The following is a 22,167-nucleotide window of genomic DNA, read 5'->3' on the forward strand; positions in this document are numbered from 1 at the left end:
GAGTTGAAGGGTAGATCATGTCCACAGATGAAGTTGTTTTCGAAACCAAAGATGAGACGAGGTACGCCCCGTCAACTGGACCCGACTTAGAGCTGGTTGATACCCGATTTGCCAAACAGCTGGAAAAGATCCCGGACAAGATGGCTTTCAAGATCGGCGAGGTGGCGCGCCTGGTAGGGGTCAAACCCTACGTGCTTCGATATTGGGAAACCGAGTTCGACAATCTCGCTCCGAAGAAGTCCCGCAATAACCAGCGGGTTTACGAGAAGAGGGACGTTGTTCTGGTAATGATGATCAAAAAGCTTCTCTACGAGGATCGCTTTTCGATTGAAGGCGCCCGGACGGCACTTAAAAAGCTGCGCAAGGACACGAAGAAGGCCACTGAAATTAGAAATCTAGGGCATCAACTTGAGCAGGTGACAGATCAGGTGCGGGATCTAATTGACGAGATCAATCGTGCGAAGTCTTTGTTTGCTGAAGTTTCGATATCCTCTCCGGAGTCCTAAATGAATCAACACAACTCTAGTTGCGCTGAAGTTTCCAGAGCACCTCGGAAGCTGGACTGGGTGAACACGCTTTTTTTGTGTGCTTCGCCAGTGGCGGCAGTCGTTCTTACAATTTTGCATGTTTATCTGGAGGGGTTTAACCCCTGGCTGATTTTGGTGTTCGTCATTTTCTATTTGCTCACCGGATTGTCTATTACCGGCGGTTATCATCGATTGTTTGCGCACCGGGCTTATGATGCCAATGTGGTTTTGCGTGGACTCTATTTGCTTTTTGGTGCAGCCGCGGTCCAAAATTCGGCTCTTAAGTGGTCAGTGGACCATCGCCTTCATCATCGCTTTGTGGACGAGGAAAAGGATCCCTATAACATTAATCGGGGTTTTTGGTGGGCTCACATGGGCTGGGTGTTTTTCCGCAACGAGAATTGGCGCATGGCCGATCCCAAGTGGGTCAGGGATCTTTATCAAGACAAGCTCATCCTGTGGCAGCACCGATATTATCTGCCCTTATCCATCGGCTTGGGTTTTGGATTGCCGACTCTAATTGGCTATTGGATGGGCTCCTGGATTGGTGGACTGGCCATAGCTGGATTTGTGCGGATTGTGGCGGTTCATCATTTTACGTTTTTCATTAATAGTTTTTGTCACATGTATGGTGACCAGGGATATGAGGATGGCAATACGGCCAGAGACAGTTTTTGGTTGGCTCTCCTGACCTATGGTGAAGGCTATCATAATTTTCATCATCGGTTTGAAGCCGACTACCGCAATGGCATCCGCTGGTACCACTGGGATCCTACTAAGTGGCTTATTAAGTTATTGAGTTGGGTGAAGTTGACGAAGAATCTCAAGAAGGTGCCTGACGTCCAGATATTGAAAGCTCGTTTAGAAATGGATCTAAAGAAGCTCAGGGCCCGGTTGGAATCAAGTAGTGATCCCTGGCAGGAGAGAATGGATCTATTAAGAGCGCGGATCATGGAGGCACAAAAACAGTGGCGAGATCTGCAGGTTCAATATCGTAAACTGAGGCATCGTCGGGTGGTCACCAACCGAGCTCAGCGCATGGCCATTAAGGCCCAGATGCGGGCGGCCCGGTTGGAATACAAGAATACCTGTGCCCAGTGGCAGACCTTTGTTCGTTATCTGCGCAATACAAGGGGCCTTGCTTCCGCTTAGGATTCCTAAATCCCAAGTAATTTCAACATTTTCACCATTAGATCGGGTGAAAAAAAAGCCTTGATTAAAACCCCCTCCGGCCCTATTTTGGTTGCTCAAAATTTTTCTCTTGAGTCGGACCGTGGCGCAGTTTGGTAGCGCGCCACCTTGGGGTGGTGGAGGTCGCTGGTTCAAATCCAGTCGGTCCGACCAACTTCAGCTAAACATCGCATCTCTTCGTTGCTCCTCCTTCGGCATTCGGTCACGTATTCGGCATACGCTCCCTTCAGCTCTCAGTCGTCGCGCCTCGACCTGCTCGTTTACCTTCGTTGGTAATAGATGGGGTTGAACCAGCGACCTATGGAGGGTGGTGGAGGGTCGGCATGAGGCCGCCTGTAGGCGGCTAGGCTCATGCCGACGGTTCAAATCTGTATGCCAGTTAAAAAAGTTCCAGCAGTGCAGAGAAGTTGAGGCCAATTCTCTTTTTGTTGCCAATTGCTTGGCCGAGTTCATTTCTGATTCGTTCTTCAAGCGTACTTTTTGATACTTCGTTTTTCTCAATCATCTCTTGTATCGCCTCGAAGTCGTGCTCATATCCTCTGATCGTTTTCATTAGAATCAAATCATGTATTTCGGGAATTTTAATGACTAAATTCGTTAGGCTTGAATCCTCCAGAATGACTAGTCTGTCCTCATAATCATATGGGGCATCAAAAACACTCACTTGTTCAAGGGGAATATCGACACCAGTTTTTTGTTTGGTAGCTTCATAGGCTTTTTGTAACCCCTTAACATTGTTGATGGCATCAATGTCCCGGGTTGCTCTTGTCACCTTGTACGCTAATGTAGCCGCAGTTCCACCGATGAGGATCAGCTCAAATGGTTCGTCGAGCTCTTTGTCAAGGGCCTTCAAGAATCCAAGGATTTGACCTCTTCCATAAACATCAAGCATTATGAAGCCTTAAATTTTTCATAAAATGATTTAAAAGTGTCCATGCCCATATTCATAGTGAAAAACCACTTTTTAGCAAGCGGGGGCGTGTTGAGCTCCTCTAGTTTGAGCTGCGACGGGGATTTAGTCTTCATTTTGAAATAGCTTGTAGGTCTCCCGTAGCGATTGTCCCAATACTCTTTGGCTCGATCCTTGTAGCTTCTTTTCTTCGTAAGGGTGCCCGTCAAATCGAGGAGAAACCCCACTTGTCTTTTTACATTATACTTAAGGGCAAAGTGCCATAGTTTATCATAATCAAGTCTCTCCGTGTTTCGCTCGACAACCAGTGGTAAGACGCGAAGAAGAGAGGCTTCTTGTTGAGAAAAGTAAACTCCCAGAGCCAATGTGTCTTCTAGTTCTAATTCCAATTGGGCTTCTCGTTCAAAATTAAGTGGAGCGCCGAATTTAGCAAGGTTGGCTTTTGTTTCAGCTAGGTCCTTATCCTCTCTTTGTGGTGGCTCAAGTTCGTCAACCCCGAAAAGCGCACGAAGTAGAGGTAGATCTTTGGACTCACAGTTTAGGGCGAATACTCGGGCTTTGCCGTTTCGAGACTCCTTTACAAGTTCAACCCCCTTCATGGCTTTTAACTCTTCATAGGTGGCCGCATATGAAGCATTGGCGAGTCGAGCTAAGTCGTGGACAGAGCCATTAAGACCACCAAAAAGGACTTTAAAGAGCTGTTTGCGAGTATTGGATGTGACCAGATAGTCCACGAGCATCCTGACCTCCTCGTCTAAATGTAGCACAAGGCAGCAAAATCATCAATATATTATTATCGGAAAATACGATAATAACATAAAAGAAATGTCCATCGGGGACGGCAGGTAAATTACTGAAAATACGTGAGATTATCATGCGCCCGGATGGGCCGTCTGACGATTGGAGGTTGTAGCGTTCTCCCGCCACAAGGAGCTAGGCCCTTATTCCGGAGACATGGTTGACGCTTTCGCAAGAGGGAAGGGGGCAGTTGGCCAGCCCCCAGGGTTCTGAGATCTCGACACCATTTGGGTCTGAGCATAAGATAGTCAGATGAGCAAAAGAAGACTCGCAGCTTTGGTGTTAGGGGTGATGTGCTTGCTCGTTGGGATCATGATGGTCGGCAACCCAAAGCCATCCTTGATTTGCGATGACTATATTGGTGCCCCTCTTCCTCCTGGAGCTGAGCGGGGTGTTCAGTGCCAATGCGCTGGAATAAAACTGTATCTGCAAAACACGGCTCCAAGTGATGGCCGAGATTTAAGCATTTGCCTTGGGCTTATTAAGGAAACCAATCGGATATAATAACTGATTCTACGAGATGGCCGTCAGAACGGTAAGGAACCGACTATGAAAGTAATCCTTCAACTATCTTTGAGTTTGGTATTCATCGTTTTCTTTTGTGGACCAGCCCGGGCGATGGACAACTGCCCAGGTTGGAAGACTGAATGGACGACCTGTAAAGTTGATGCAGATTGTGTTGTCGTCCCCAACCCCTGTGGCTGGCCAACCTCGGTTGCCAATACAGAGAGTGCCGAAATGGCTTCCAAGTGCAACATCCGCCATGGGGCTTCGATGGCCTGCGTGAGTTGGGACAAAATGGGAAAGGCCAAGCCGAATGCTCATTGCAAAAATGGAGAGTGCAGGTTGAAGCCAGAGTAGGGCGAGGGGTCGATTGGTCTCTTGCCGGTTTGGCGCCACAAGCTGGAGTATTAGTCGCCAGGGTTGGAAATTCATCACGGTTATCAAGGGTCTAGGTCTGAGTCCCAGATCTAGAAAATAATCTCTATTTTGGCTCTAATAAAACCCGGTGTCAGTTGTCTTACTTATAGGACATCAGGAGGTGGTGTTGGCCCGGCAACCGCATAGCGAGGAGATGATCAAAATCATTCTGGCCCACGAAGGGCCCTTGCTGAGGTTTGCCTATCTCCACCTGAAGGATAGGGGTTTGGCGGAGGATGTGGTGCAAGAGACTTTCGTGGCCTGTTTAGCTGGGGCCCATGTGCTCTGACAACTATCGCTTGTGGCGATGGCTTATGACAACTTGTCGCAACAAGTGCCTCAACATTATTAAGCACCATAAAGTGGTCGACGCTCACACGCGAGACAGTGCCTTAAACTCCAACCCCTGAGTCTCCATCTCCTGAAGAGAACCTCATCAGCAAAGAAGACTGTGTCAGCCTGGCTGAGGCGATTGAAAGTCTACCTCTTGAATCCCAAGAGGTGTTGTGGCTGCGTTTCGACGGTGACTTGAGCTACCAGCAAACAGCCGAGGTGGTGGGAAAAAACGCCGACCAATGTGGGCTATCTTTTGTGTACGGCCATCAAAAGGTTGAAGGCTGCGGTGAGAAAGGGGATAAGTCGTGAAGAGAAACGATGTGTCCCAAGACCAGATGATCAACTATGTGTTGGGCGAGTTGAGCTCTCGGCAGGCCAAGAAATTGAGAAGTTCCTTGTGGCCGACCCCTGAACTCAAGGCTGAGTGTGACCAACTCAGGGAGCTTTTGGGGAAACCACTGAGATCATGAAACGCCAAGAGGGTGAGTGGTCGCTAGGAGCAGCCAGGCACCTGGAGATCTTGGGACAGACTAAGACGACTAAAAAAATTTGATCTTTCTCTGTTTTTACCAATGTTTTTACTCGCACCCGTATGGTTGAGTTGGGATTGTTCTTGTCGTTCTGGCTGGTTTTTGGCTTCCCTGGTGACTGTCGTTTCAGGCCGATTGAAATCGGCGCGAGTCAAGCAGGCCAAAATCGCAATGGCCGAAATGGGGAAGGCGCTCGATATGTTTTTACACGGACTGCGGCTTTTACCCATCAAAGGAGCAAGGGCTGCAAGCCTTGTTAGAGGCTCCCCAAGAAGCCACCTCTTTGTTCAGGCTGGGGCCAGATCCATATATTAAAAGTTCCCTCGTGATCCCTGGAACCACCAATACATCTACGAGTCTGAGGGCAAAGCCTACGTCCTTAAGTCCAAAGGCAAAGACGGCAGCGAAGGCGGCTCAGGGGAGGATGAGGATATTTCATCTGAAGACCTGTAAAGGAGGCTATGATGCTGAATCAAAAAGGCATGACTCTATTAGAAATGATGATTGTATTGGTTATATTGGCAGGCCTAGTGGCGGCTTTGAGCACAAATGTCTTAGATACTTGGGAGAAGGCCAAACACAAGCAAGCCACCATTCAAGTGAAGGAATTGAAAAGGCTTTTGGCCATGTACCTGACTGACTGCGGGAACTACCCGAGCGAGGAAGGGCCTGGAAGCACTTTCGAGAGTTCCGACGAATGCAGCAGTTGGGGCCCACGTCCCTATATCAATTCCGGCCAACTCAAAGATCCCCTGGGGCGTCCTGTTGTTTATGAGCTTCAAGACGGCATTGGCGTCATTATCATTTGGGGTCGCGATGGTAAGGAAGGTGGTTCCGACCCTCAATCGAGATATTCACCAGCTGGCTAGGTGTCTTTATTGAGGAGTGTGCTACATTCCAGTGAATTGGCATGTCTTGAAAAGACAGCAGTGAAGCTAAGAAGCCTGTGAGAAGCCGAAGTAAATGAGAAAAGAAACCATGCTTGATAAGGGCGTCCAATGAGTGGTGAGAAGCAGCAGAATAAAGGGAAGTCGCTTCTGTTTTGGCTGTTACTTCCTCATTGTGATGGTATCGGTCTATGCCTTTTGTGGATTTGCCCTTTTCGCCCTTCTAGGGTTCGCCATGGGAGTGGCTGTTTCGTTTACGGACTCAGCGGTCCAGTTGGTTGCTGTATGGATTGCCATCATTGTAGGGTGTGTCGCCTTGTATTTTAGAATTCCGAAAGCGACTCGAAGTGAGTTCTGGAAGGACCTAATAAGGCCTTGATAACTCATATGTCCATATGAGGAGGAAGTTCTTAAATTGAGCCGGGGAGTAGCACTATGCCCGAAAGGATTGTGCATGAGTGTGGCTATCCGGAAGGATCATGTTGCCTATAGTGAATGGACCTTCGTGGGCTCATTTGAACATACTGTTGGGCGAACCTTTATCTTTCCGACGGACCCACAAAAGCCAGCAATGGTCTTTAGTAGTCAGGGGTACAAATTGAGTAATTCCACTCAGAGCCAACCTTGAGATTACGCCTTATAGGGGGATTAGTATGGAACGTTACCAGAATCCCTTGTTATCGCCTTTCCCGCCACCTCACTTTTACCTCTAATGCCCTCGCAAGTGCGGGGATTCATAGTTCTAATCCGATCTGTTGGCCCTGAGCTTCCACCTTAGGCGCAACTTTTTCAGGATAGCCGGGTTTCCTACCTATGGAAACGCAAGTCGTCGAAAGCCAACAAGAAATCCACCTGGATGAAACCCTTCGAGCTTTGGTCATTAATGGCACAGCCATCAACCTTGGGCCGCGCGAGTACCAGATATTGAGTGTGCTCTGGCAGCGCAAGGAGACGGTGCTTTCTCGGCAGCAGATCCTTGATCTGGTGGACAGCCAGATTAAGATCTTTGATCGCAGTATTGATTCAGTGATCAGTCATATCCGCAAGAAGCTGCGTCGTTTCCAGCCCTGCTCGTTACAAATTCTTGGCGTGTATGGCAAAGGCTACAAATTGACTTGGCGCCAAAATAACCACATTTGATATAAATTCTTTAACAGCTTCCATAGTTCCCAACTTCCACATTCTCTGATCCACCTCGTGGTAGTTTGCCCTCGGACAACCAAAAACTACTAAGGGGGAAGATAAAATGAAGAACAAACTGTTATCTTTTGTTGTGGGAATACTCGTTCTTGGAACAAGCAGTGCCTATGCCGAGCAGGTAAAGTTAGGTAGCACGACCTTAACCAATCGGCCCGATGTGGACATTGTCGGAGTTTTTTCCTGCTCCACTGGCAAGGGTATGTTTCGGGCCATTCGTATGCAGGTCAATCGCCGTGCGGCTGAAATTTATGACCTGGATGTTCAGTACGGTGATGGGAGCTGGGACACTTATGTTCCCGTAAGGCGCTTTTTTCGGCGAGGTTCCACATCCCGTTGGATCGATCTCATCGGTGGAGAACGTTGTATCAAACGTATCGTTGTCCGAGGAGACACAGAGGGTGTTCCTCGTCGACCTCTGGCCTTGGTTACCTTTTTTGGATTACGTTAGTTGTTATTCAGGCACACATTTAAGAGGGGCGAGGACTTGGTCCTCACCCTTTTTTATATAAGACGCCTTTACTTGGTTCCAGGGTCTTTCCTGAAGGAATCAGGGACTGGCATCACCAGAGAATTGTCCAAAACCTCGCCCTTGGTGTCCAAGACCTCTGAGGCCAGAACGATGATGGGCTTGCGATCAGACTCCACGAGCTGCTCCTGGTTGTTTGGTCGAGTCAACCTACGAAAGGCCATTTGCGTATAGGGGCCACCTTTTTCATTTCGACATTGTTGTAGAACACCCTCACGCAGAGATCGAACGGAATCCTTTTTTACCATCCCTAAGGCACTTGGTTCGCACCAGATTTCCTCGTCTCTTTCCATGACGATTCGGGCCTTTTCATCACATTGAGCTTTAGACTTTAAAACCTTGTTGGTCCAGGCGGTGACAAAGCAAGAATACCCTCCGATGTGATCTATCGTCATCCTTCCGTTTTGAAATCTCACCTGTCGATCTTCCTCGATTTCGCCCCCCAGGCTGTTAACAGAAAAATGTCGAAGTCGGGTGTTGCCGGAGGCATCCTTCTCACCTTCGATCCAACCCTTGATCTTAAAGCCAAAAGTGGAGGATCTCTCAAATAGGACATCATAGACTTTACCGACAACCCTTGGGGGTGTTCCTCCTCCCAAACACTGAAGGGTCATTCGCCCACTCACATCTTCGAATGAGGACCTGGTCCGGGTTTCTCCAGTGATACCAACTTGGAGGCTGGAGCCACTTGGGCATTGAATTTGAGTCCACGCGGGCTTTGGCTGGATATTGTTCCTGGCAAACTCAAGCAGACTTAAATTTTGGGCATTATATTTCTTAAACTGACCATTCGAGTCCGTGAGGACCTCGCATCCTGAGCCAGCGGCCGATCCGATCACGCCTTTATCCAGGCGGCACCTTCCCGAAAATTCCACTACCTTGGCGTTCGAGGCCACTGCCGATGATGATGTCCCCGCGGCTGGCGATCCTGGTTTCTCATCAGACCCGAGGACTCCACCAAACAGCTTTTTAACATTCTCGCCACACTTTTGACTGGGCCGAGTCACCATTTTTTCGAGCAGTGTGCAGCCTAGAATCGTGACAACCCCGCCAATAAAAAATGGGTCGGCATGAGCCCGAGTGGGCAGAAGGGTTGAGCTCATAAAGAAACCTATCAGAATGGCAACTGAAAATTGCCGGCGCCCCTTCATGCGATCCTCCTAGTCTGTTGAATCATTCTAACAGGTTCCTGGGTCATCGGCTGAAAAATCAACCGTGAACTAAGGTAAACGGTTGAAGAGGGGTCTCAATATTTTGTCCGCACTGGGCTTCGTGCTGGGCTAGTTGTGAAAAAAGCTGCCGGGGACGACAAAGTAGTAGGTGTTTTGAAACGACAGGGCCATGCCGATTTTGAACAAGGAACCTTGGGACACCGATTGATAGACTCCGCCCCGCGTGCAGTAGGGCATGGCAAAGCCTTCGATCCAAATGTACCACACGGCTGGGTATGTGGGGTCAGGAGTGGTCTTCCACGACCAATGGGTGTTGGAGATATGGCCGCCCGACATGGTGTAACCAGCCGGACAGGTCAGATAGGGAAGAACCATGTGGCTCAAGTCAAACATCTGTAAGCCATCAGTGATCCAAACCTGGGGGAGAACTCCCAAGGCTGGGGTGTTGAGAACCGAAACTTGAACGTTGGCGGCATGAAACCCCAGCTCCACTCGTTGAAGTTCTGCGGCAAGAGCGGTTTGGAATTTGCTGCCAAAGATGTCGAGCTGATCTTCGTCCTCGATGCCATGATGATGCCCAAGCTCATGCATCAGGATGGAGAGCACTTCTGGTTCCCCCATCGGTTCAGAAGAACCATAAAAAGTCTGGCGGACGGTCATATCAAGATTGATATATATTGGCACACCGATTCGCGGGCCGGTTTTAGCGGCCTTGACCTTGCCATCGATGACAAAAAAACCAGGCCTCTTTTTCTCCGACTCAAACTGAAGGGGCTTTTTTTGGAGTCTTTCCTGAGGCATGGCTTCGAGAATCTTAAGGGCAAGGGCTTGTTCGCTGGCGGTGAGTTTACACAGATTGCCGCTTAAGCAAAGGCCGACAAAGCTTTCTATGTTTTGAAACACGTAGTGAAAGCGCTTTTCGGCCAAACCGATGCCGTTACCAACCACATCGCCGCGAGACCAGGCCGAAGCAGGGATCATCAGAAGTGCTGAAATCAAAAGTGTTCTAAGCATGGCCTTTTTCCTTTGTCGTCGTGTGACTGAAAAATTGGATGTTCAATTGATAGATAGCATCCGCATCTTTGCTTGAAAACCGTTTGTTGAACTGATCGCGAAAGCTACGGATGAATTGTTTGGCTTCGTCAATATTGTCTTGCTTGAAAGCAAGGGTGAGGGCTGAAAACTCACGATCCTCAACATCTTGTTCGTAAAGGGCCTCAATACCCCGCTGGGCCATCTGCTCATGGTGCTTTTTGATGGCCGTGCTCGGAATGTCCTGTTGGGAAATCAAGTTATCCGAGGCCCGTGGCCCCCAGAGCTGGAGTTTTTTTAGAGATTCGATGGCAGCACTGACCTGGTCGGTGGAGACCTTGTTGCGAAGCAAGTTCCTGATCCTGTTAGGACTCAGTTGAAAGTCCTTAAGGCTCTGGATCTGGCGGATGACCAAGGTGTACCAGTCAGCCACATAGTGAAAAACGTGGTTTTCGATTTCCAGATCGTAGTGGGCTCCAGGCAGCAGGTCACGAATCTCTTCAATGACTGTATTGGTATCTTTGCCTTTTGATTTTTGCCGCTCGTAGCGAATCAGTAACTGCAGATAGCGTTTTTGGGAGCCGTTGAGTTTAAGGTGAGAGGCCAGGCGATCAACAAACTCCTGGGAGGGGATACGCTGCCCTTTAAGAACCATTCCCAGCAGCCGTGGCGAACGATAGCCCAACTTCTCTGAGATCTTTTCCAGAGTGAGCGGTCGGCCGCGTACCACCCAGTGGCTTTGTTTGAGATGGTTGAGATAGTCCCGGTAGTGGACATACTCAAATAGATTTGATCCCGTTTCCCCCATGGGTGGTTTCCTACGCCCGATCCCAATTATGGTCAATAGACCGCACAAAAGATAATGGGACCCGAGTTATTACAAATGGTTATATGTTGAAACTCCGAATCATAAGCGCACAGATTTGTGCGCCGAAAATGTGCGTTTGGGCACAATTTCGTGGTTATTGGCCGATTCCGAACTTACTTGTGGAGGCACATGATCAAACCATTTTAAAGGGAGGGAAGTATCATGAAAGCATTTATGGGAATCGTCGCCTTGGTTTTTGTCGTTAACGCTGCACAGGCGGAGTCGGGTTCATTTCAGAGTGCGGAATCAAGTCAGCTGACTGTTGAAAAGCTACTCGACAGCGGCACCATTGCCGATGTACCCGAAAGCCGCATGGGTCTGAGTTCCAACGTCTTTCACCAGCCGCCACATCATCATGGTCATGGTTGGTACATGGGATGCTTTACCCAAGATGGCTATGGCTACATTTACCAAAACTTTGGTTATAACGCCTACGCCACTCAAGACGGAGCCAACAACTCATGCTTGGCCTGGTCGGCAGCACCTCACACCTGCTACGCTCTTGGCTGCCAGGTCTATTATTATTGAGTTGAATTGTTCCCGGTTAAAACTTGTCATGCGTCGCGCTGAGCGTGGCGCATGATGGACCTTACTGGCCACATAGCAGGAAATCTGCAGGAAAGAAGTGGCAATTCCCCTGTCAAATCGTATGATGAGCTGGCATTCAATAGGGAGCATCTAACCGCAGAGGGGGTATCATGCGTTTAGGCCTTGTTTTGATTTCCTTTATCCTTGGCTTGGGAATCGCCCAGGCTGAAATCCTCGTTTCTCCAGCCCATATAGATTTTGGTTTCGTTGACATTCGTTGGGGGGGTGAACAAGAGTTTGTCTACGTCAGGAACATCGGTCCTGAGCCAGTCAATATTGATGTGACAGACATTTTTTGTGAATCCGAATACATTTACGTCAGTAACGAGTGCCTGACCACACTCTTGCCCAAACGCAGCTGCAGTGTTCGTGTGGTCTTTGATCCAATGATTCCCTGGCGCGCCTCCTGTGAAATTGAAATCCGCCCAGAAGGGGGGGCTGCCACCATGGTGACCGTCGAGGGAATTGGCACAGATCAGTGGGGATTTGAATAGACCGAAGGCTTCTCACAGGGAAACGGCAAAAAACTGGGGGAAGTATATCCCCATATCGGTGAACAGCTCTTCGGACTCTTCGTTGCAAACATAACTGACTAGTGTTTGATTAGCTGAAGAGTATTGGTCATGCATGAAACCCGTGTAGCACATGATTCCAGGACGTCGGGCGTACTCCGTGTCGAAGGAGTAGATCAGTTTGGCCTCACTCCAGGGCCCGAAGGGGGATGGACTCGTCCTCGTCACAATGCCTTGAGAAATCCCGTCGGTGAAGTCCGCATAAGTGACAAACCATTGCTGTAGGTCGGGCTGGTATTTGAGGGTGAGGCCACTGTTGGCGACAAGGCCAAGGAGCTTGCTGTCCTCAACAACCAGGCCTGGCTTCCACTGCTCATCTTGAGAAAGATAGAATTGTTCCCTTTCGGGCTTAAAGTGCGCAGCCTGAAGTCTACTTATGGGCAGGCGGGTGGCGATGGCATTCCACTTGGGATTCCACATCAAGTAAAGATAGTCGTCGTCAAGCCAAGAGCCAATTGGGTGAATTCCCCACAAGGAACTCAATGGGAGAATTTCAATTCTCCATTGATCAGGTCGATCAGTTGGGTTGTCGATTCTCGCTAAATCGGTCCCCTCGATCCCCCAGGTTTTTCTGTTCATGCGCATAAGGGGAATGAAGAGCTGACCTTCGTGCAAAACGGGTTGGGCCGGCCAATAAATCAAGCCTAGGTCGTCAAGTTTTTGGCTATCAAAAATGGGCTTAGCATCGCCTTGTCTATCGACAAGCCAGTGGGGCTCAAAGACAAACTCTCCATCTTTGCACACAGAGGTGGCCACGGTGTTGGCGATCATGGCGCTACCAGCTCGGTCCTTGGCTCCCACTGGGCCGATAAATGTATCGCCGAAGATCCACAGGGTGGTTTGGTTGGGGAGTACCAATGAGTAAGCCACATCAGCGCCGAGCCAGCTCCCTCGAGCGGTGTGGGTTGGACCAATTTCCGGCTGACAACCAGTCGAGGAGGCAAGTGAATCCCCAAAGCCCGCGACGAGAACTGCTGCTATTAGGGTTATGATCAAAATCCCAATTCGGCTCATGGGTTCTTCCTAGTGACAAAGGGATTAAAAGTCCAGGGTATTGAGGTAGAACTCCCTGGATTACATCCTTGAGAACGCTGATGACCAGGAGAAGATGACGGGATTTCAGGGTGAATTGGACTTATATTTGTTGTCTCTATGGAAAGCAGGGATTGGTTCTGATGGAAGGTCGAAAAAAGTGGGCAGGGAATCTGGAATCTAGGCAGGCAAGTGACTCATCACAGTCGGCTGAGAACAAACCAGCCGACTGTGACAATGGACAGTGGAGTTACATAATCGGAAAGCCAATGGTCAGCATGATGGCGTTTCCTGTGACGTCAAACTCGGTGATGCCGCCCGCAGGCTCAAGTTCATCGAAGTTGTAGGTTTGGTAATCCAATCCCAAGTTGAGGAATGACATGACCATATAGTGAATGCCGGCTTTCATGCCCGTTCCCTTGGCTTCACTGTTGTCTTCCTTGTTAGTGAGCTGAACATAATAAGTGGCGATGAAGCGTAGTGCAGGAGTGAAGGCGTAACCGATAAATGCTCCCATTCCATCAAAATTTAATTTGGCGTCACAGTTGCTACCGCATGAGTCATATTCACCAGTTAAGCGGTAAATGGTGTACTCAGCACCAAGCAAAAAGCCACCAATGTTACCACCGATCTTAAGACCGAATGCGGGGCCCGTGACGCTGGCATCAATGGGCTGAGACAGCAATGGTTTGGCTGTGTACTCGTAACTGCCCGAGGCCGCATAATTCAAGTAAGGCTCCAGCATAAAGCCGCCCCCGCCTTTGGCAGTCGCTGTTTGTGAAAATAAAATTAAAGCACTTGAGCCCACAAAAAGGGCTATGCCCCGACGAAGACCCTTTAATCCCATGATGACCCCCTAATATAGATGTCTTTAAATTCTCTGTGACTTCCCAATAGTTTCAAAGGGATTAGGTTGGGGCAAGGTTTGACTAGGAAATCCTAGTGGCTAGTTCACAACTAAGGTCGAGATTGATCCCAGGTCCGAGTGAATTGAGAGTTTCACTCGGACGGGTGAAGGGTGATTAATAAGGGACTATTTCTCAAGAGCCTTCACGCTCTTTTCAAGCCACTCGCTTTCCGGGAAATTCTGACGAAGAAGGGCGACTGAGGCTTCGGCCTCGTCCTTCTTTCCAAGTCCCATGTAGGACTTGGTCATGCAGAACAGAGCTTCGGGAACAGAAGTGGTGCTTTGGTAGTTGTTGATGACACCAAAACAGCGGTGGGCGGCGGCCATGTACTTTTTCTTTTTGAGATAGAACTTGCCAATATTAAGTTCGTAGGCGGAGCGGGTGTTGACGGCATCGCGAAGCATACCCTTGACCTCTTGAATCTCGGGATTCTTAGGGTAGGTCTCCTCAAACCACACCAACTTGGCGATCGCATTGTCCGTGTCGGTCTGGTCGTTTTCAGGGCCTCGAATCATATTAAACAATGAGCGAGCGATCAAAAGGTGCATTTCCTCATCGGTTTTGGGGTCAGGGTATTTTTCAATCGCCTGCTGAGCCAGCTGGACAGCATCGCGGTAGTAGGTGGCCTTATAGGCCCACTGGGGGGCGAGGAGCCCTGCCTCATGGACGGTCGGGGTGTAGTAAAAGAGCTGAGTGATGGCCACCAGGTATTTTGTGCCCCGGCAATAATCATTCTTGGCGGCGAAGGCATCGGCCTTGGCTCGCAAATCGGCCATAATGACGGCGTCCTTGTTCACGGGGTTTTGAGCTGCCTCATCGATGATCTTTTTGATCTGGAGCCTTTCACAGCCTCCAAACTTGAGGGACTCAAATGAAAAGGAAAACCCGTAACTTGTCAGTGGGGTGACAAGAATCAGCGCTAAAATCCCAACGTACCGCAACCAGCTCATTGAAAAACCTCCATGCAATGACTTGTGGGCTGGCGGTGCAAGGGGCATTCCTAAGCCGGGGCTCAGATTCAACTGATCTCACTAGGGGGGTGAGGGCGTCTGGAAGAACTTCAAGCCTGTGCAGCAGTTCAACATACTTCCTGGGGGGTGAGGGAAGAAATTCCACTAGTGTCAAATGGGGTGAGAAATCCTTATCTGGGCTAAGCTACACAAATCCTTAAACAAATAGTGCACAGCATTAAGTGGCGGAAATCACTGTTAGTAAAATAACACGTCAGATTCCGGCATGGGGAATGTAATGGGGGTTCGGCATTGGGAAAACTGTATTCAATAAGATCGGATGATCGGAGGATTGCTATGAAAGCATGTCTGTTTAAACGGGTGGCTGTATCGACCAGCCTGATTATGTCTCTTGGAGTTCCTGCCACATCAATGGCTTTGGAAGCTCCGTCAATTAAAGCTCAGGGTTCTGTGGACTTTCGCATGTTTAAAGACGGCGAAGGCGACTACAAATCAGATGTTCGCACCAAGAACGTCGAGATCCTGATTTCGCAAAAGCTGGCCGAAAACATTCGCGCTGTGATCAAGCTGGAGTTCGAAAGACAGTTGATCAAAGCCGGTGAAGAAGTGAGCAGTGAGTTTGACCTGGAAAAGGCCATCGAAGCCGCCTTCATCGAAATCAAAAACATTGGCGGAACGCCCACAGCCATTATCGTTGGTAAGCATGTCATGGCTTACGGCGAAGTGATGAGCAAGATGCCAATTCCTCAGGACAGCCCTCTTCACGGTTTGAACTTCGAAGGTGGCATGATCGGTGTGACCCTTAAGTTGAACAAGGACTTCTTCGGAATCTTTGACTCTGTTGAGGCCTCCTTTTTTGAAACTGAAAAAGGTGACCTGCAGATTGGATCGGTTGATGGTGCTTCAGTTAAGTTGAGCAAAAAAATCACTGAGAAGATTCGCGTTCATGTTTCTGGCCTTCATAAGGGTAATGGCGACAATGATGCCCTTGAAGACGATGACCGCGTTGGTGTGGGTGTTGTGTACAATGATGGTACATACACTGCCTTCGTTGAAGGTCATGGTTTGATCCACTCATCCCAGTATCCTGATGCCAAGTTTGCCTTCCAAGGTGGAGTTTCTCGTGAGTTGGGCCCTGGTCAAATTGCCATGGAAGCCAGCTACATTGACAACTATCTGACTCAGTTGGGTATCGGCTACAACCTTTACCTCACTCAGAATGTCACCTTTGGTCCTGAGATTCGCTACACTTGGTATGATGAGAAGCAAGACAAAGAAGACGGCTTCACTTTCGGTGCCCGTACAACTGTTAAGTTCGGTCACCCCGACAAACACGACAAGACTTTGTTGAAGTAATAAAAGACTCACAGGTTAATTAAGTGATCAAAAAGGCCGGCTCCTCGCAGCTGGCCTTTTTTTGTCCCCTACAAGCATTCAGGCAGAGTAAAATCCATTTGATGGCGTAGAATACGATCAGTTGCTTCTGAGTTGGTTGGTACTTCAAATGCTTTGATGGTGTATGTCCTGGGTCGCTCAACCATCAGATCTTGCCATTCAAGACAGTCTCCGTTCATTGACTTCTTACAAGTGGATCGGACCTTGTAGCGAGATACGATGGCCGGCAAATCCTGCCAGTCGCAATTTCGATACCCTTCTCGGTCCTTAATAGTCCCAGTCTTGCAGACCTGTACAGTCTCACCTGGAGCTTTTAAGAACTCGCCATCAACACAAAATTTGTCAGCGTAAAGGGGCTGTCCCTGGACCTGAATCATAGGAATACTGAAGACCATACTTGGGCCTCGAGATAGGCTATTCATGAAAGCCGCAAATGGACCTCCCCCGCTGGTTCCCTCTCGAGCTGAGGCGCCAAGGCTTACGCAAAGCAAGATTACGATGGTTACGGAAATAGGCAGTCTACGGCTCATGATTTACCCCTCGGTAGGATTCCTTCCCACTCAATAAAGTCCTTGTTGGTATCAGTGTCGTTCATTTGATCGCAGACCAGGAGTGTAAACAGGATCTCCTTGGATCCCTCACTTTTCTGGGCAAGACGAATCAGTTCAAAATTCAATTCATAGATCATCTTTAGGGCCCGCTGTTTGTCCTGCGGAGACAACTTTAAAACGTTAAAGCCCAAATAGTTTTGGCCCTCATCGCTCGCCCTTGCAGGCTTAAAGTGGCGAAGGATCATGTGGGAGGCTACTTTTTGGGCCGCTTCCATGTCTATGGGCTTTGATCGTGAAGAACCACGGGTGTAGACGCCCTTTTGGACGATCTCGATAATTCTTCTTCTTTCCATATCCTTCAGAGTATCAATTCCGAGTTTTCCATATTCATCGCGAACGAGGTCTTGGCTTAGTAAATTTCCCTCGGCGGTTCGCCAATAGATGAAGGTGAAGGCCGGGTTGGACTTCATTTCGTCACTAAAGTCGAAAGTATAATCAACACTGCGCCAGTCGGGATTGGGATTTCGCTGTTCCATGGCCTTGGCAATGACTGCGGGCACTTTGGCCAGTAGTTGGGGGTAATCCTTCTCTTCATGGATGGCAGAGTACAGTGAGACCAAATTGAAAAACTGAGGAACAGATTTGCCTTCAAGGTATCGCTGTAATTGCTTGCGGCTTAAAGTCGTTTTGCGGTGAAGGGCAGCCAAGCCGGCTGACATAGAGGGATAGTCCTCTAGCCAAACCTGCAAATCCATCTTGAGCTGAATCAGGAGCTGATGCCTGTTCACCTCAATTGAGCCCTGATGTTCCTGTTCCCCGAGAGTCTCGTCTCGTGGGTCCACTTCTAACATCGAGATTTCCCCCAACCCCTTGCCGATTTTCCCCATCTTGTCAGTAGTTGGCAGATCTATCTCAGCTCGGGCCATTGGACAAACGGCAATTTCGCAAGGACTATTTGTCTGGCCTAAGCATCTGAATTTAGGTGGAAATAGGGGGACAAACCAAGGATTGTCCATAATTTTTAAAAGCCTCGGCCTGCCAATGTTGAAAGTTTTTCAAGGAAGTCATCTATTTGGGGCCAAGCAATCTAATCAACCAAAAGGACCCATGAGTCCTCTTCGGGAAGGAATACTATGAAAAAGATGATTTTGTCCGTATTGGCGCTTGGTTTCAGCTCCTCAGTATTGGCAGCGAACCTGGTTACCATCGTTCCTCACATCCATGTTGTTCAGGCAAAGATGTCCGTTTCTGTGGATAAGTTTTGTGTCGATGGCGACATGCTTCGCACAGGAATGATTGCGGATGTCTGCACTGATTATAGTAATGGCGAAGAACCAAGATGTTTGAAAACTAAAAAAGTTGCTGTTGAGACTTCTCGCTATTATCAGACAGAGCGTTGCGTGGAGTGGGGCAGTGGTGAGGGTGAGCTGTGCAAGGCCTATAAAACTGTGACCATCACTCGTCCTTTGACTTACACATATGAAGTCTATGAATCCACACATGGCGATCGGGTTCGTACTCTTGTTGATTCCTATGACTATACAATTCCTGCCTGCGAGTAAGGTTCGCTCAGGAATTCTCTGTTAGATCCCTCTCAACGAAACGCCGACATACGTCGTGTCGGCGTTTTTTTGTTGTGAATTTGTCCGCAGACAATCAGGAAGTTCCATTGCAAAACCTGATTCAAAGGGGAGATTAGGGTGCCAGAAAGGCCCCTGAGTCGTAGGGGCCGCCAGCAGACCGGGACTTGCCATCGTAGTCATGAACCACCAGTGGGAGCAGAACCCCTTTTCCCTGGGCGAGCGATCCGGATTTCAAGTGGTAGTCATGTTCCACAGTATTGGCAAAACCAGCGGCGGGCAGGGCCACATTTGAGGAGTCTCCACCGGCGATGGTAGGCAAGGTCTGAGTGAGGTAGACACTGTTTTTAATTTCCACTCCCGTGCTCACTGACGAAGCTGCCTGGAGGAAGGTGGTAATATCGCCACCGAACGTGGAGTTCCAAATCTTGAGAATCTGCACATCGTCTTCATAGCGAACGGCCCTCGCCGTACTGTGGACCACACTGTTCATGATCGTCGTATGAGCTGGTCCGCGCACGCGAAAGGCAATGTCCGAATCAAAGACCAGAACCCGATCAACGGTCACTTCAATAGACTCTTTGAGGTTAAAGGCGGCCATGTTGCTGATCAATCCGTCCTTGAATCCCGAAGCAATGGTCTTTTCTATCAGAATCTTAGGGCGTCCCGGACCCACCTTGCTGTCAAAGGCGTTTTCTCCCGGCACGGACCCGGCTGGGAATCCATTGGTGAGAGCCGGTAAGGGTTTCAACCAAAAGTGGCAACCGCTAATGACCAGGTTGTCCCACCCCAAGGCGCTGCGATTGGGGTCGAGTTGAACTGCATCTCCGGAGAAGGTGTGGATCTCCGTGTTCTTGATGGTGAGATTGCGAACGGCGACGCCAACAATACCGTGAGCATCGACCCTTTGTCCTCCCGTGTAGTTGAGACAATGATGGATCAGGGAGTCTTCAATCAGGATGTCGTTGACTTCCTCAATGTCCATGCAATCCCGACTGGATTCTTTGACTTCCACATTCTTAAAAGTCAGGTTGTCGCCCCCTTTGCGCACGAGGATGAGGTCGCGATTACCGTACCGGCCGTCAAAAACCAGTCCCCAAAAAGTCCAATAGGCGTGGTTCACCTGGAGAGCTCGGCCCGAGGTGGAGCGAATGATCACAGATCCGCGGCCATTCTTGGCTTTGACTAAGATCGACTTTTCGTTTTCACCATTGCGACTGGTGCTCAGGTCTTCGGTGTAGGTGCCGGGCAAGATCGTGACCGTCTCTCCCGCCTGGGCTTGATTCATGGCGGATTGCACAGATCCCAAGGGAGCGGCTTCAGTTGTACCGTCTCCCGTTCCACCAGGTCCAACAAAGATTTCCTTCCCCGGTGCTGGTGGAGGAGGGTCGCCTCCGCCAGGAGGATTGTTGTTGTTATTGTTAGGGTTGTTGGAGCCCGAGTTGGCGGTGCCATCTTGGGGGTGGAGACTGCGCATGGAATTACCGCAGCCTTGGCCAAAATGGAGGGTGATAAAAGTGAGGGCGAGGATCACTGTGACCGAAAGATACAACCTTCTGCTAGGTCTGCCTGAATGGAACACGCCCGTACCCCCAAGTGTTTATTGTACCTTAAGAAACTCAATAACCCGGAAGAGGTTCTTGTTTTGAGACAGGAATTGTGTGCTCTGAGGTTCACAATCCTGCTGTGCGCTTGGACCCTGCAATTAGGACGGATGTGGCGGTGCGCATCCTGTGGGGGTGTGGGCAGAAATTTCATTCTGGCCCCCGATTTTGACCCGGTGAGGGAAGGGGGTTAGCCCTCAGGTGGGATAAATAGTGATTTCGAATTAAAGGGGGGAATCATGTTGCGTATTACTGCGCGGGCACTCGTTGCCGCGGTCGTCGTCTCGTCTCTGTCAGCTCAAGCCTATTTTGAAGACAATCGAAAGGTCCGGGATCTGGCTAGTGGGGGTGTTCCCCAGTTGACCATCAATAGCGAGGGTTGCCCAAAGGGTTTTGGCGATAAAAGTCTGACCGATCGTCTTGGGCCTGTGGAAACCTTTGGCACCTTTTGTGTGAAGTTGGTTTCCTTGCCCGGTGACGTACTTTCCGAAATCATCACCATGAAGGATGCGGAGCTGGAAAACGAGAGCGACTATGATCAGCGCATGACCAAGCTCTACATCTTTAAGCAAGACACCTATAATACTAACTTGGATTTGGACGCCATCAAAAAGGTGGCCAAGGCGCTCGGCATTCCGTTTCATCATCTTAGGGGTATTCGCCACAAGGCCTTCATTGCCAATGAGTCGAGCTTTAGCCAATTTGATGGCTTGATGGTGGGCACCGAGTGGGTGGACAACCCGAAATCAGTTCAGCACCTGATCGACACTCTCAAGGGTAAACTGGTCATGGGAGTCAGCTTTGGAGACGAAGTGGAGCTTTATCCAGGCGGTGGTTTTGGCGTGACCTATTACCTTTATTTTACCAAGGGAATGCTAGTCTATGCCAAGCTGTCGGGTTGGGACGCCTAGGTAAGGCGTCGACCGGAGTTAGGTATATTGCACAAAAAAGGCGACCTGTTGGTCGCCTTTTTTAATTCCAGAATGGAATCACCCGGGATCAAGGACGATGCTTTTCCGTAAGATCTTCATCGCGAATGTAGACTTCTTCGGGAAGTAGGCTCAGGCAGTCGCCCTCGGTGTAGACCGAGTGGACATACTTGGGAACATACCAGTAATGGGCCAGCTCACAGGCGAGTTCATTGACGGGAACCCGAAAGTAAAAACTGGCAGTGCACTTGTTGGAAGTCACCCAATAGGTGAAGTCGCCTTGAGCTGCATGCTTCATGCGACCCCATTCGGACAGCTGAACATCAGCTCCAAACTTAGTCTGCATGTAGTCCACAATTTGGTCCTTACAGTAATCACCTGTTTTTGACGGGATGTAGTCCACGGCAAATGCGCTTAAGCCGAAAGTCGCCACGAACAATGCGATCGATAGTCGTTTCATTTGATACCCCTCAGTTTGAATTTTGACTTTTTATGTTCCGGCTTTTGGAATTTGGCAAAGACAGAAGTGTGTTGGGATATTTTCGAACCGGCTATTTTAGTGGTGAGAAATTCTGACTCCGAATTATTACAACTCAGTGATTGATCAAAAGTAGGGGTGGCTTGAACACTCTGTTTAGAAGTGTCACCATGGGAATGCGGAAGCATAAAAATACCCGTAAAAACAGATAGTTAAAATTAATATAACACAAAGCATCATTAATGTGGTATTCAGGGCTCATGAAAACAAAGTCATTTGCCATTACACTTATTGTTCAAGCTCTTGTGTTGGTTTTCGCCGGCTCACCTCTACAAGCGACTGCAGGTGAGTCATTCAAGTGCCAATCTGAAATGGAATTACTCAGGCAGCATCAGCAAATGCAAGATCAGTTGGGTGATGCCTTTGTTCAGCTTTACCAAGGTCATCAGCAGACACTGGCGATATGGGGCAAACGCTTGGGCGAGCAGAAAGACTTACAGGGAGCACTCGGTATCGGTGGTTTTTTGCAGCAGTCAGCTCTCTCGGCCCAGGCCGGACTTGATGGTTCACTGCTGCAGGTTCAGCAGCTGAAGACCGAAGGACAGCAACTGTTGGATCGGTTGGAGAGTTGTCTTAAGCAGAAGTGAGCCCGTCCCATGGA

29 protein-coding genes, 1 tRNA gene and 1 pseudogene are annotated in these 22,167 nt (G+C 49.2%); 19 read left to right on the plus strand and 12 right to left on the minus strand.

Features of this window, described 5'->3' with window-relative positions:
* The first annotated feature begins 17 nt into the window (after nucleotides 1–17).
* The 3 genes from H6624_01315 (at nucleotide 18) to H6624_01325 (ending at nucleotide 1,871) form a co-directional block, all read left to right on the plus strand.
* A complete protein-coding gene (locus H6624_01315) occupies nucleotides 18–506 on the plus strand; it encodes a MerR family transcriptional regulator (protein ID MCB9082948.1) in 489 nt (162 codons plus the stop codon).
* Entirely contained in the window at nucleotides 507–1,679 is a 1,173-nt protein-coding gene (locus H6624_01320) for a fatty acid desaturase (protein MCB9082949.1), read from the plus strand.
* A gap of 115 nt (nucleotides 1,680–1,794) precedes the next feature.
* Nucleotides 1,795–1,871: transfer RNA gene (locus tag H6624_01325), tRNA-Pro, on the plus strand.
* A gap of 226 nt (nucleotides 1,872–2,097) precedes the next feature.
* On the opposite strand, the gene H6624_01330 is transcribed toward H6624_01325, so the two are convergent.
* Together H6624_01330 and H6624_01335 are read right to left on the minus strand one after the other, a co-directional pair.
* Entirely contained in the window at nucleotides 2,098–2,610 is a 513-nt protein-coding gene (locus tag H6624_01330) for a hypothetical protein (GenBank protein ID MCB9082950.1), read from the minus strand.
* Nucleotides 2,610–3,368: a hypothetical protein gene (locus tag H6624_01335; GenBank protein MCB9082951.1), complete on the minus strand. Its 759-nt coding sequence runs from the start codon at nucleotides 3,366–3,368 to the stop codon at nucleotides 2,610–2,612. Before H6624_01335 ends, H6624_01330 begins: the two co-directional genes overlap by 1 nt.
* A 310-nt stretch (nucleotides 3,369–3,678) precedes the next feature.
* Here H6624_01335 and H6624_01340 point away from each other — a divergent pair, with 310 nt between their 5' ends.
* From H6624_01340 to H6624_01385, 10 genes and pseudogenes are all read left to right on the plus strand, one after another.
* Nucleotides 3,679–3,930 carry a hypothetical protein gene (locus H6624_01340; GenBank protein MCB9082952.1) on the plus strand — a complete coding sequence of 84 codons (252 nt, stop codon included), beginning with the start codon at nucleotides 3,679–3,681 and terminating at the stop codon, nucleotides 3,928–3,930.
* Nucleotides 3,931–3,975: 45 nt separating this feature from the next.
* Nucleotides 3,976–4,287, plus strand: coding sequence for a hypothetical protein (locus tag H6624_01345; GenBank protein ID MCB9082953.1), 312 nt, complete (start codon nucleotides 3,976–3,978; stop codon nucleotides 4,285–4,287).
* A 187-nt stretch (nucleotides 4,288–4,474) separates the two neighbouring features.
* A complete protein-coding gene (locus H6624_01350; GenBank protein ID MCB9082954.1) occupies nucleotides 4,475–4,636 on the plus strand; it encodes a hypothetical protein in 162 nt (53 codons plus the stop codon).
* Nucleotides 4,637–4,782: 146 nt separating this feature from the next.
* Nucleotides 4,783–4,992: a hypothetical protein gene (locus tag H6624_01355; protein ID MCB9082955.1), complete on the plus strand. Its 210-nt coding sequence runs from the start codon at nucleotides 4,783–4,785 to the stop codon at nucleotides 4,990–4,992.
* Nucleotides 4,989–5,153: a hypothetical protein gene (locus tag H6624_01360; protein ID MCB9082956.1), complete on the plus strand. Its 165-nt coding sequence runs from the start codon at nucleotides 4,989–4,991 to the stop codon at nucleotides 5,151–5,153. The genes H6624_01355 and H6624_01360 overlap by 4 nt, the downstream gene beginning before the upstream one ends.
* A 256-nt stretch (nucleotides 5,154–5,409) precedes the next feature.
* Nucleotides 5,410–5,532 (plus strand): annotated as a pseudogene (locus H6624_01365) (type II secretion system protein GspG).
* A gap of 29 nt (nucleotides 5,533–5,561) precedes the next feature.
* Nucleotides 5,562–5,666 carry a type II secretion system protein GspG gene (locus tag H6624_01370; GenBank protein ID MCB9082957.1) on the plus strand — a complete coding sequence of 35 codons (105 nt, stop codon included), beginning with the start codon at nucleotides 5,562–5,564 and terminating at the stop codon, nucleotides 5,664–5,666.
* A gap of 8 nt (nucleotides 5,667–5,674) precedes the next feature.
* Nucleotides 5,675–6,082, plus strand: a complete 408-nt coding sequence (locus H6624_01375; protein MCB9082958.1) for a type II secretion system protein GspG — start codon at nucleotides 5,675–5,677, stop codon at nucleotides 6,080–6,082.
* 831 nt (nucleotides 6,083–6,913) lie between these two features.
* Nucleotides 6,914–7,240, plus strand: coding sequence for a winged helix-turn-helix transcriptional regulator (locus H6624_01380; protein MCB9082959.1), 327 nt, complete (start codon nucleotides 6,914–6,916; stop codon nucleotides 7,238–7,240).
* Nucleotides 7,241–7,346: 106 nt separating this feature from the next.
* Nucleotides 7,347–7,748 carry a DUF2541 family protein gene (locus H6624_01385; protein ID MCB9082960.1) on the plus strand — a complete coding sequence of 134 codons (402 nt, stop codon included), beginning with the start codon at nucleotides 7,347–7,349 and terminating at the stop codon, nucleotides 7,746–7,748.
* 68 nt (nucleotides 7,749–7,816) lie between these two features.
* Here the strand turns inward: H6624_01385 and H6624_01390 are convergent, their stop codons facing one another.
* The 3 genes from H6624_01390 to H6624_01400 all read right to left on the minus strand — a co-directional run bounded on the left by H6624_01390 (nucleotide 7,817) and on the right by H6624_01400 (nucleotide 10,838).
* On the minus strand, nucleotides 7,817–8,977 hold the full coding sequence (locus H6624_01390; protein MCB9082961.1) for a hypothetical protein: 1,161 nt from the start codon (nucleotides 8,975–8,977) through the stop codon (nucleotides 7,817–7,819).
* A gap of 129 nt (nucleotides 8,978–9,106) precedes the next feature.
* Nucleotides 9,107–10,012 carry a hypothetical protein gene (locus H6624_01395; protein ID MCB9082962.1) on the minus strand — a complete coding sequence of 302 codons (906 nt, stop codon included), beginning with the start codon at nucleotides 10,010–10,012 and terminating at the stop codon, nucleotides 9,107–9,109.
* Nucleotides 10,005–10,838: a TIGR02147 family protein gene (locus H6624_01400; protein ID MCB9082963.1), complete on the minus strand. Its 834-nt coding sequence runs from the start codon at nucleotides 10,836–10,838 to the stop codon at nucleotides 10,005–10,007. Before H6624_01400 ends, H6624_01395 begins: the two co-directional genes overlap by 8 nt.
* A 222-nt stretch (nucleotides 10,839–11,060) precedes the next feature.
* Here H6624_01400 and H6624_01405 point away from each other — a divergent pair, with 222 nt between their 5' ends.
* Nucleotides 11,061–11,426, plus strand: a complete 366-nt coding sequence (locus H6624_01405) for a hypothetical protein (protein ID MCB9082964.1) — start codon at nucleotides 11,061–11,063, stop codon at nucleotides 11,424–11,426.
* A gap of 170 nt (nucleotides 11,427–11,596) precedes the next feature.
* Nucleotides 11,597–11,980 carry a hypothetical protein gene (locus H6624_01410; GenBank protein ID MCB9082965.1) on the plus strand — a complete coding sequence of 128 codons (384 nt, stop codon included), beginning with the start codon at nucleotides 11,597–11,599 and terminating at the stop codon, nucleotides 11,978–11,980.
* Between the two features lie 12 nt (nucleotides 11,981–11,992).
* Here H6624_01410 and H6624_01415 read toward each other — a convergent pair whose 3' ends face one another.
* From H6624_01415 to bamD, 3 genes are all read right to left on the minus strand, one after another.
* The gene (locus tag H6624_01415) at nucleotides 11,993–13,072 is read right to left on the minus strand and encodes a DUF4185 domain-containing protein (protein MCB9082966.1); all 1,080 of its coding nucleotides are present in this window, start codon (nucleotides 13,070–13,072) and stop codon (nucleotides 11,993–11,995) included.
* A 268-nt stretch (nucleotides 13,073–13,340) separates the two neighbouring features.
* A complete protein-coding gene (locus H6624_01420) occupies nucleotides 13,341–13,937 on the minus strand; it encodes a hypothetical protein (GenBank protein ID MCB9082967.1) in 597 nt (198 codons plus the stop codon).
* Nucleotides 13,938–14,123: 186 nt separating this feature from the next.
* Nucleotides 14,124–14,948, minus strand: coding sequence for an outer membrane protein assembly factor BamD (bamD, locus tag H6624_01425; protein MCB9082968.1), 825 nt, complete (start codon nucleotides 14,946–14,948; stop codon nucleotides 14,124–14,126).
* A gap of 357 nt (nucleotides 14,949–15,305) precedes the next feature.
* Between bamD and H6624_01430 the strand changes: the two genes are divergently transcribed.
* Nucleotides 15,306–16,325, plus strand: a complete 1,020-nt coding sequence (locus H6624_01430; GenBank protein MCB9082969.1) for a hypothetical protein — start codon at nucleotides 15,306–15,308, stop codon at nucleotides 16,323–16,325.
* Nucleotides 16,326–16,393: 68 nt separating this feature from the next.
* Here H6624_01430 and H6624_01435 read toward each other — a convergent pair whose 3' ends face one another.
* Nucleotides 16,394–16,894: a hypothetical protein gene (locus H6624_01435; GenBank protein ID MCB9082970.1), complete on the minus strand. Its 501-nt coding sequence runs from the start codon at nucleotides 16,892–16,894 to the stop codon at nucleotides 16,394–16,396.
* A complete protein-coding gene (locus H6624_01440; GenBank protein MCB9082971.1) occupies nucleotides 16,891–17,766 on the minus strand; it encodes a hypothetical protein in 876 nt (291 codons plus the stop codon). The genes H6624_01435 and H6624_01440 overlap by 4 nt, the downstream gene beginning before the upstream one ends.
* 282 nt (nucleotides 17,767–18,048) lie before the next feature.
* On the opposite strand from H6624_01440, the gene H6624_01445 reads away from it, so the two are divergent.
* Complete coding sequence (locus H6624_01445) at nucleotides 18,049–18,477, plus strand: hypothetical protein (protein ID MCB9082972.1); 429 nt, start codon at nucleotides 18,049–18,051, stop codon at nucleotides 18,475–18,477.
* 133 nt (nucleotides 18,478–18,610) lie between these two features.
* On the opposite strand, the gene H6624_01450 is transcribed toward H6624_01445, so the two are convergent.
* Nucleotides 18,611–20,047, minus strand: coding sequence for a hypothetical protein (locus tag H6624_01450; protein ID MCB9082973.1), 1,437 nt, complete (start codon nucleotides 20,045–20,047; stop codon nucleotides 18,611–18,613).
* Between the two features lie 291 nt (nucleotides 20,048–20,338).
* On the opposite strand from H6624_01450, the gene H6624_01455 reads away from it, so the two are divergent.
* Complete coding sequence (locus tag H6624_01455) at nucleotides 20,339–21,010, plus strand: hypothetical protein (protein MCB9082974.1); 672 nt, start codon at nucleotides 20,339–20,341, stop codon at nucleotides 21,008–21,010.
* 88 nt (nucleotides 21,011–21,098) lie between these two features.
* Here the strand turns inward: H6624_01455 and H6624_01460 are convergent, their stop codons facing one another.
* A complete protein-coding gene (locus H6624_01460) occupies nucleotides 21,099–21,488 on the minus strand; it encodes a hypothetical protein (protein ID MCB9082975.1) in 390 nt (129 codons plus the stop codon).
* 278 nt (nucleotides 21,489–21,766) lie between these two features.
* On the opposite strand from H6624_01460, the gene H6624_01465 reads away from it, so the two are divergent.
* Nucleotides 21,767–22,153, plus strand: a complete 387-nt coding sequence (locus H6624_01465; protein MCB9082976.1) for a hypothetical protein — start codon at nucleotides 21,767–21,769, stop codon at nucleotides 22,151–22,153.
* The last annotated feature ends 14 nt before the right edge of the window (nucleotides 22,154–22,167 follow it).

Source organism: Pseudobdellovibrionaceae bacterium (genome assembly GCA_020635075.1).
Classification (GTDB): Bacteria; Bdellovibrionota; Bdellovibrionia; order Bdellovibrionales; family UBA1609; genus JADZEO01.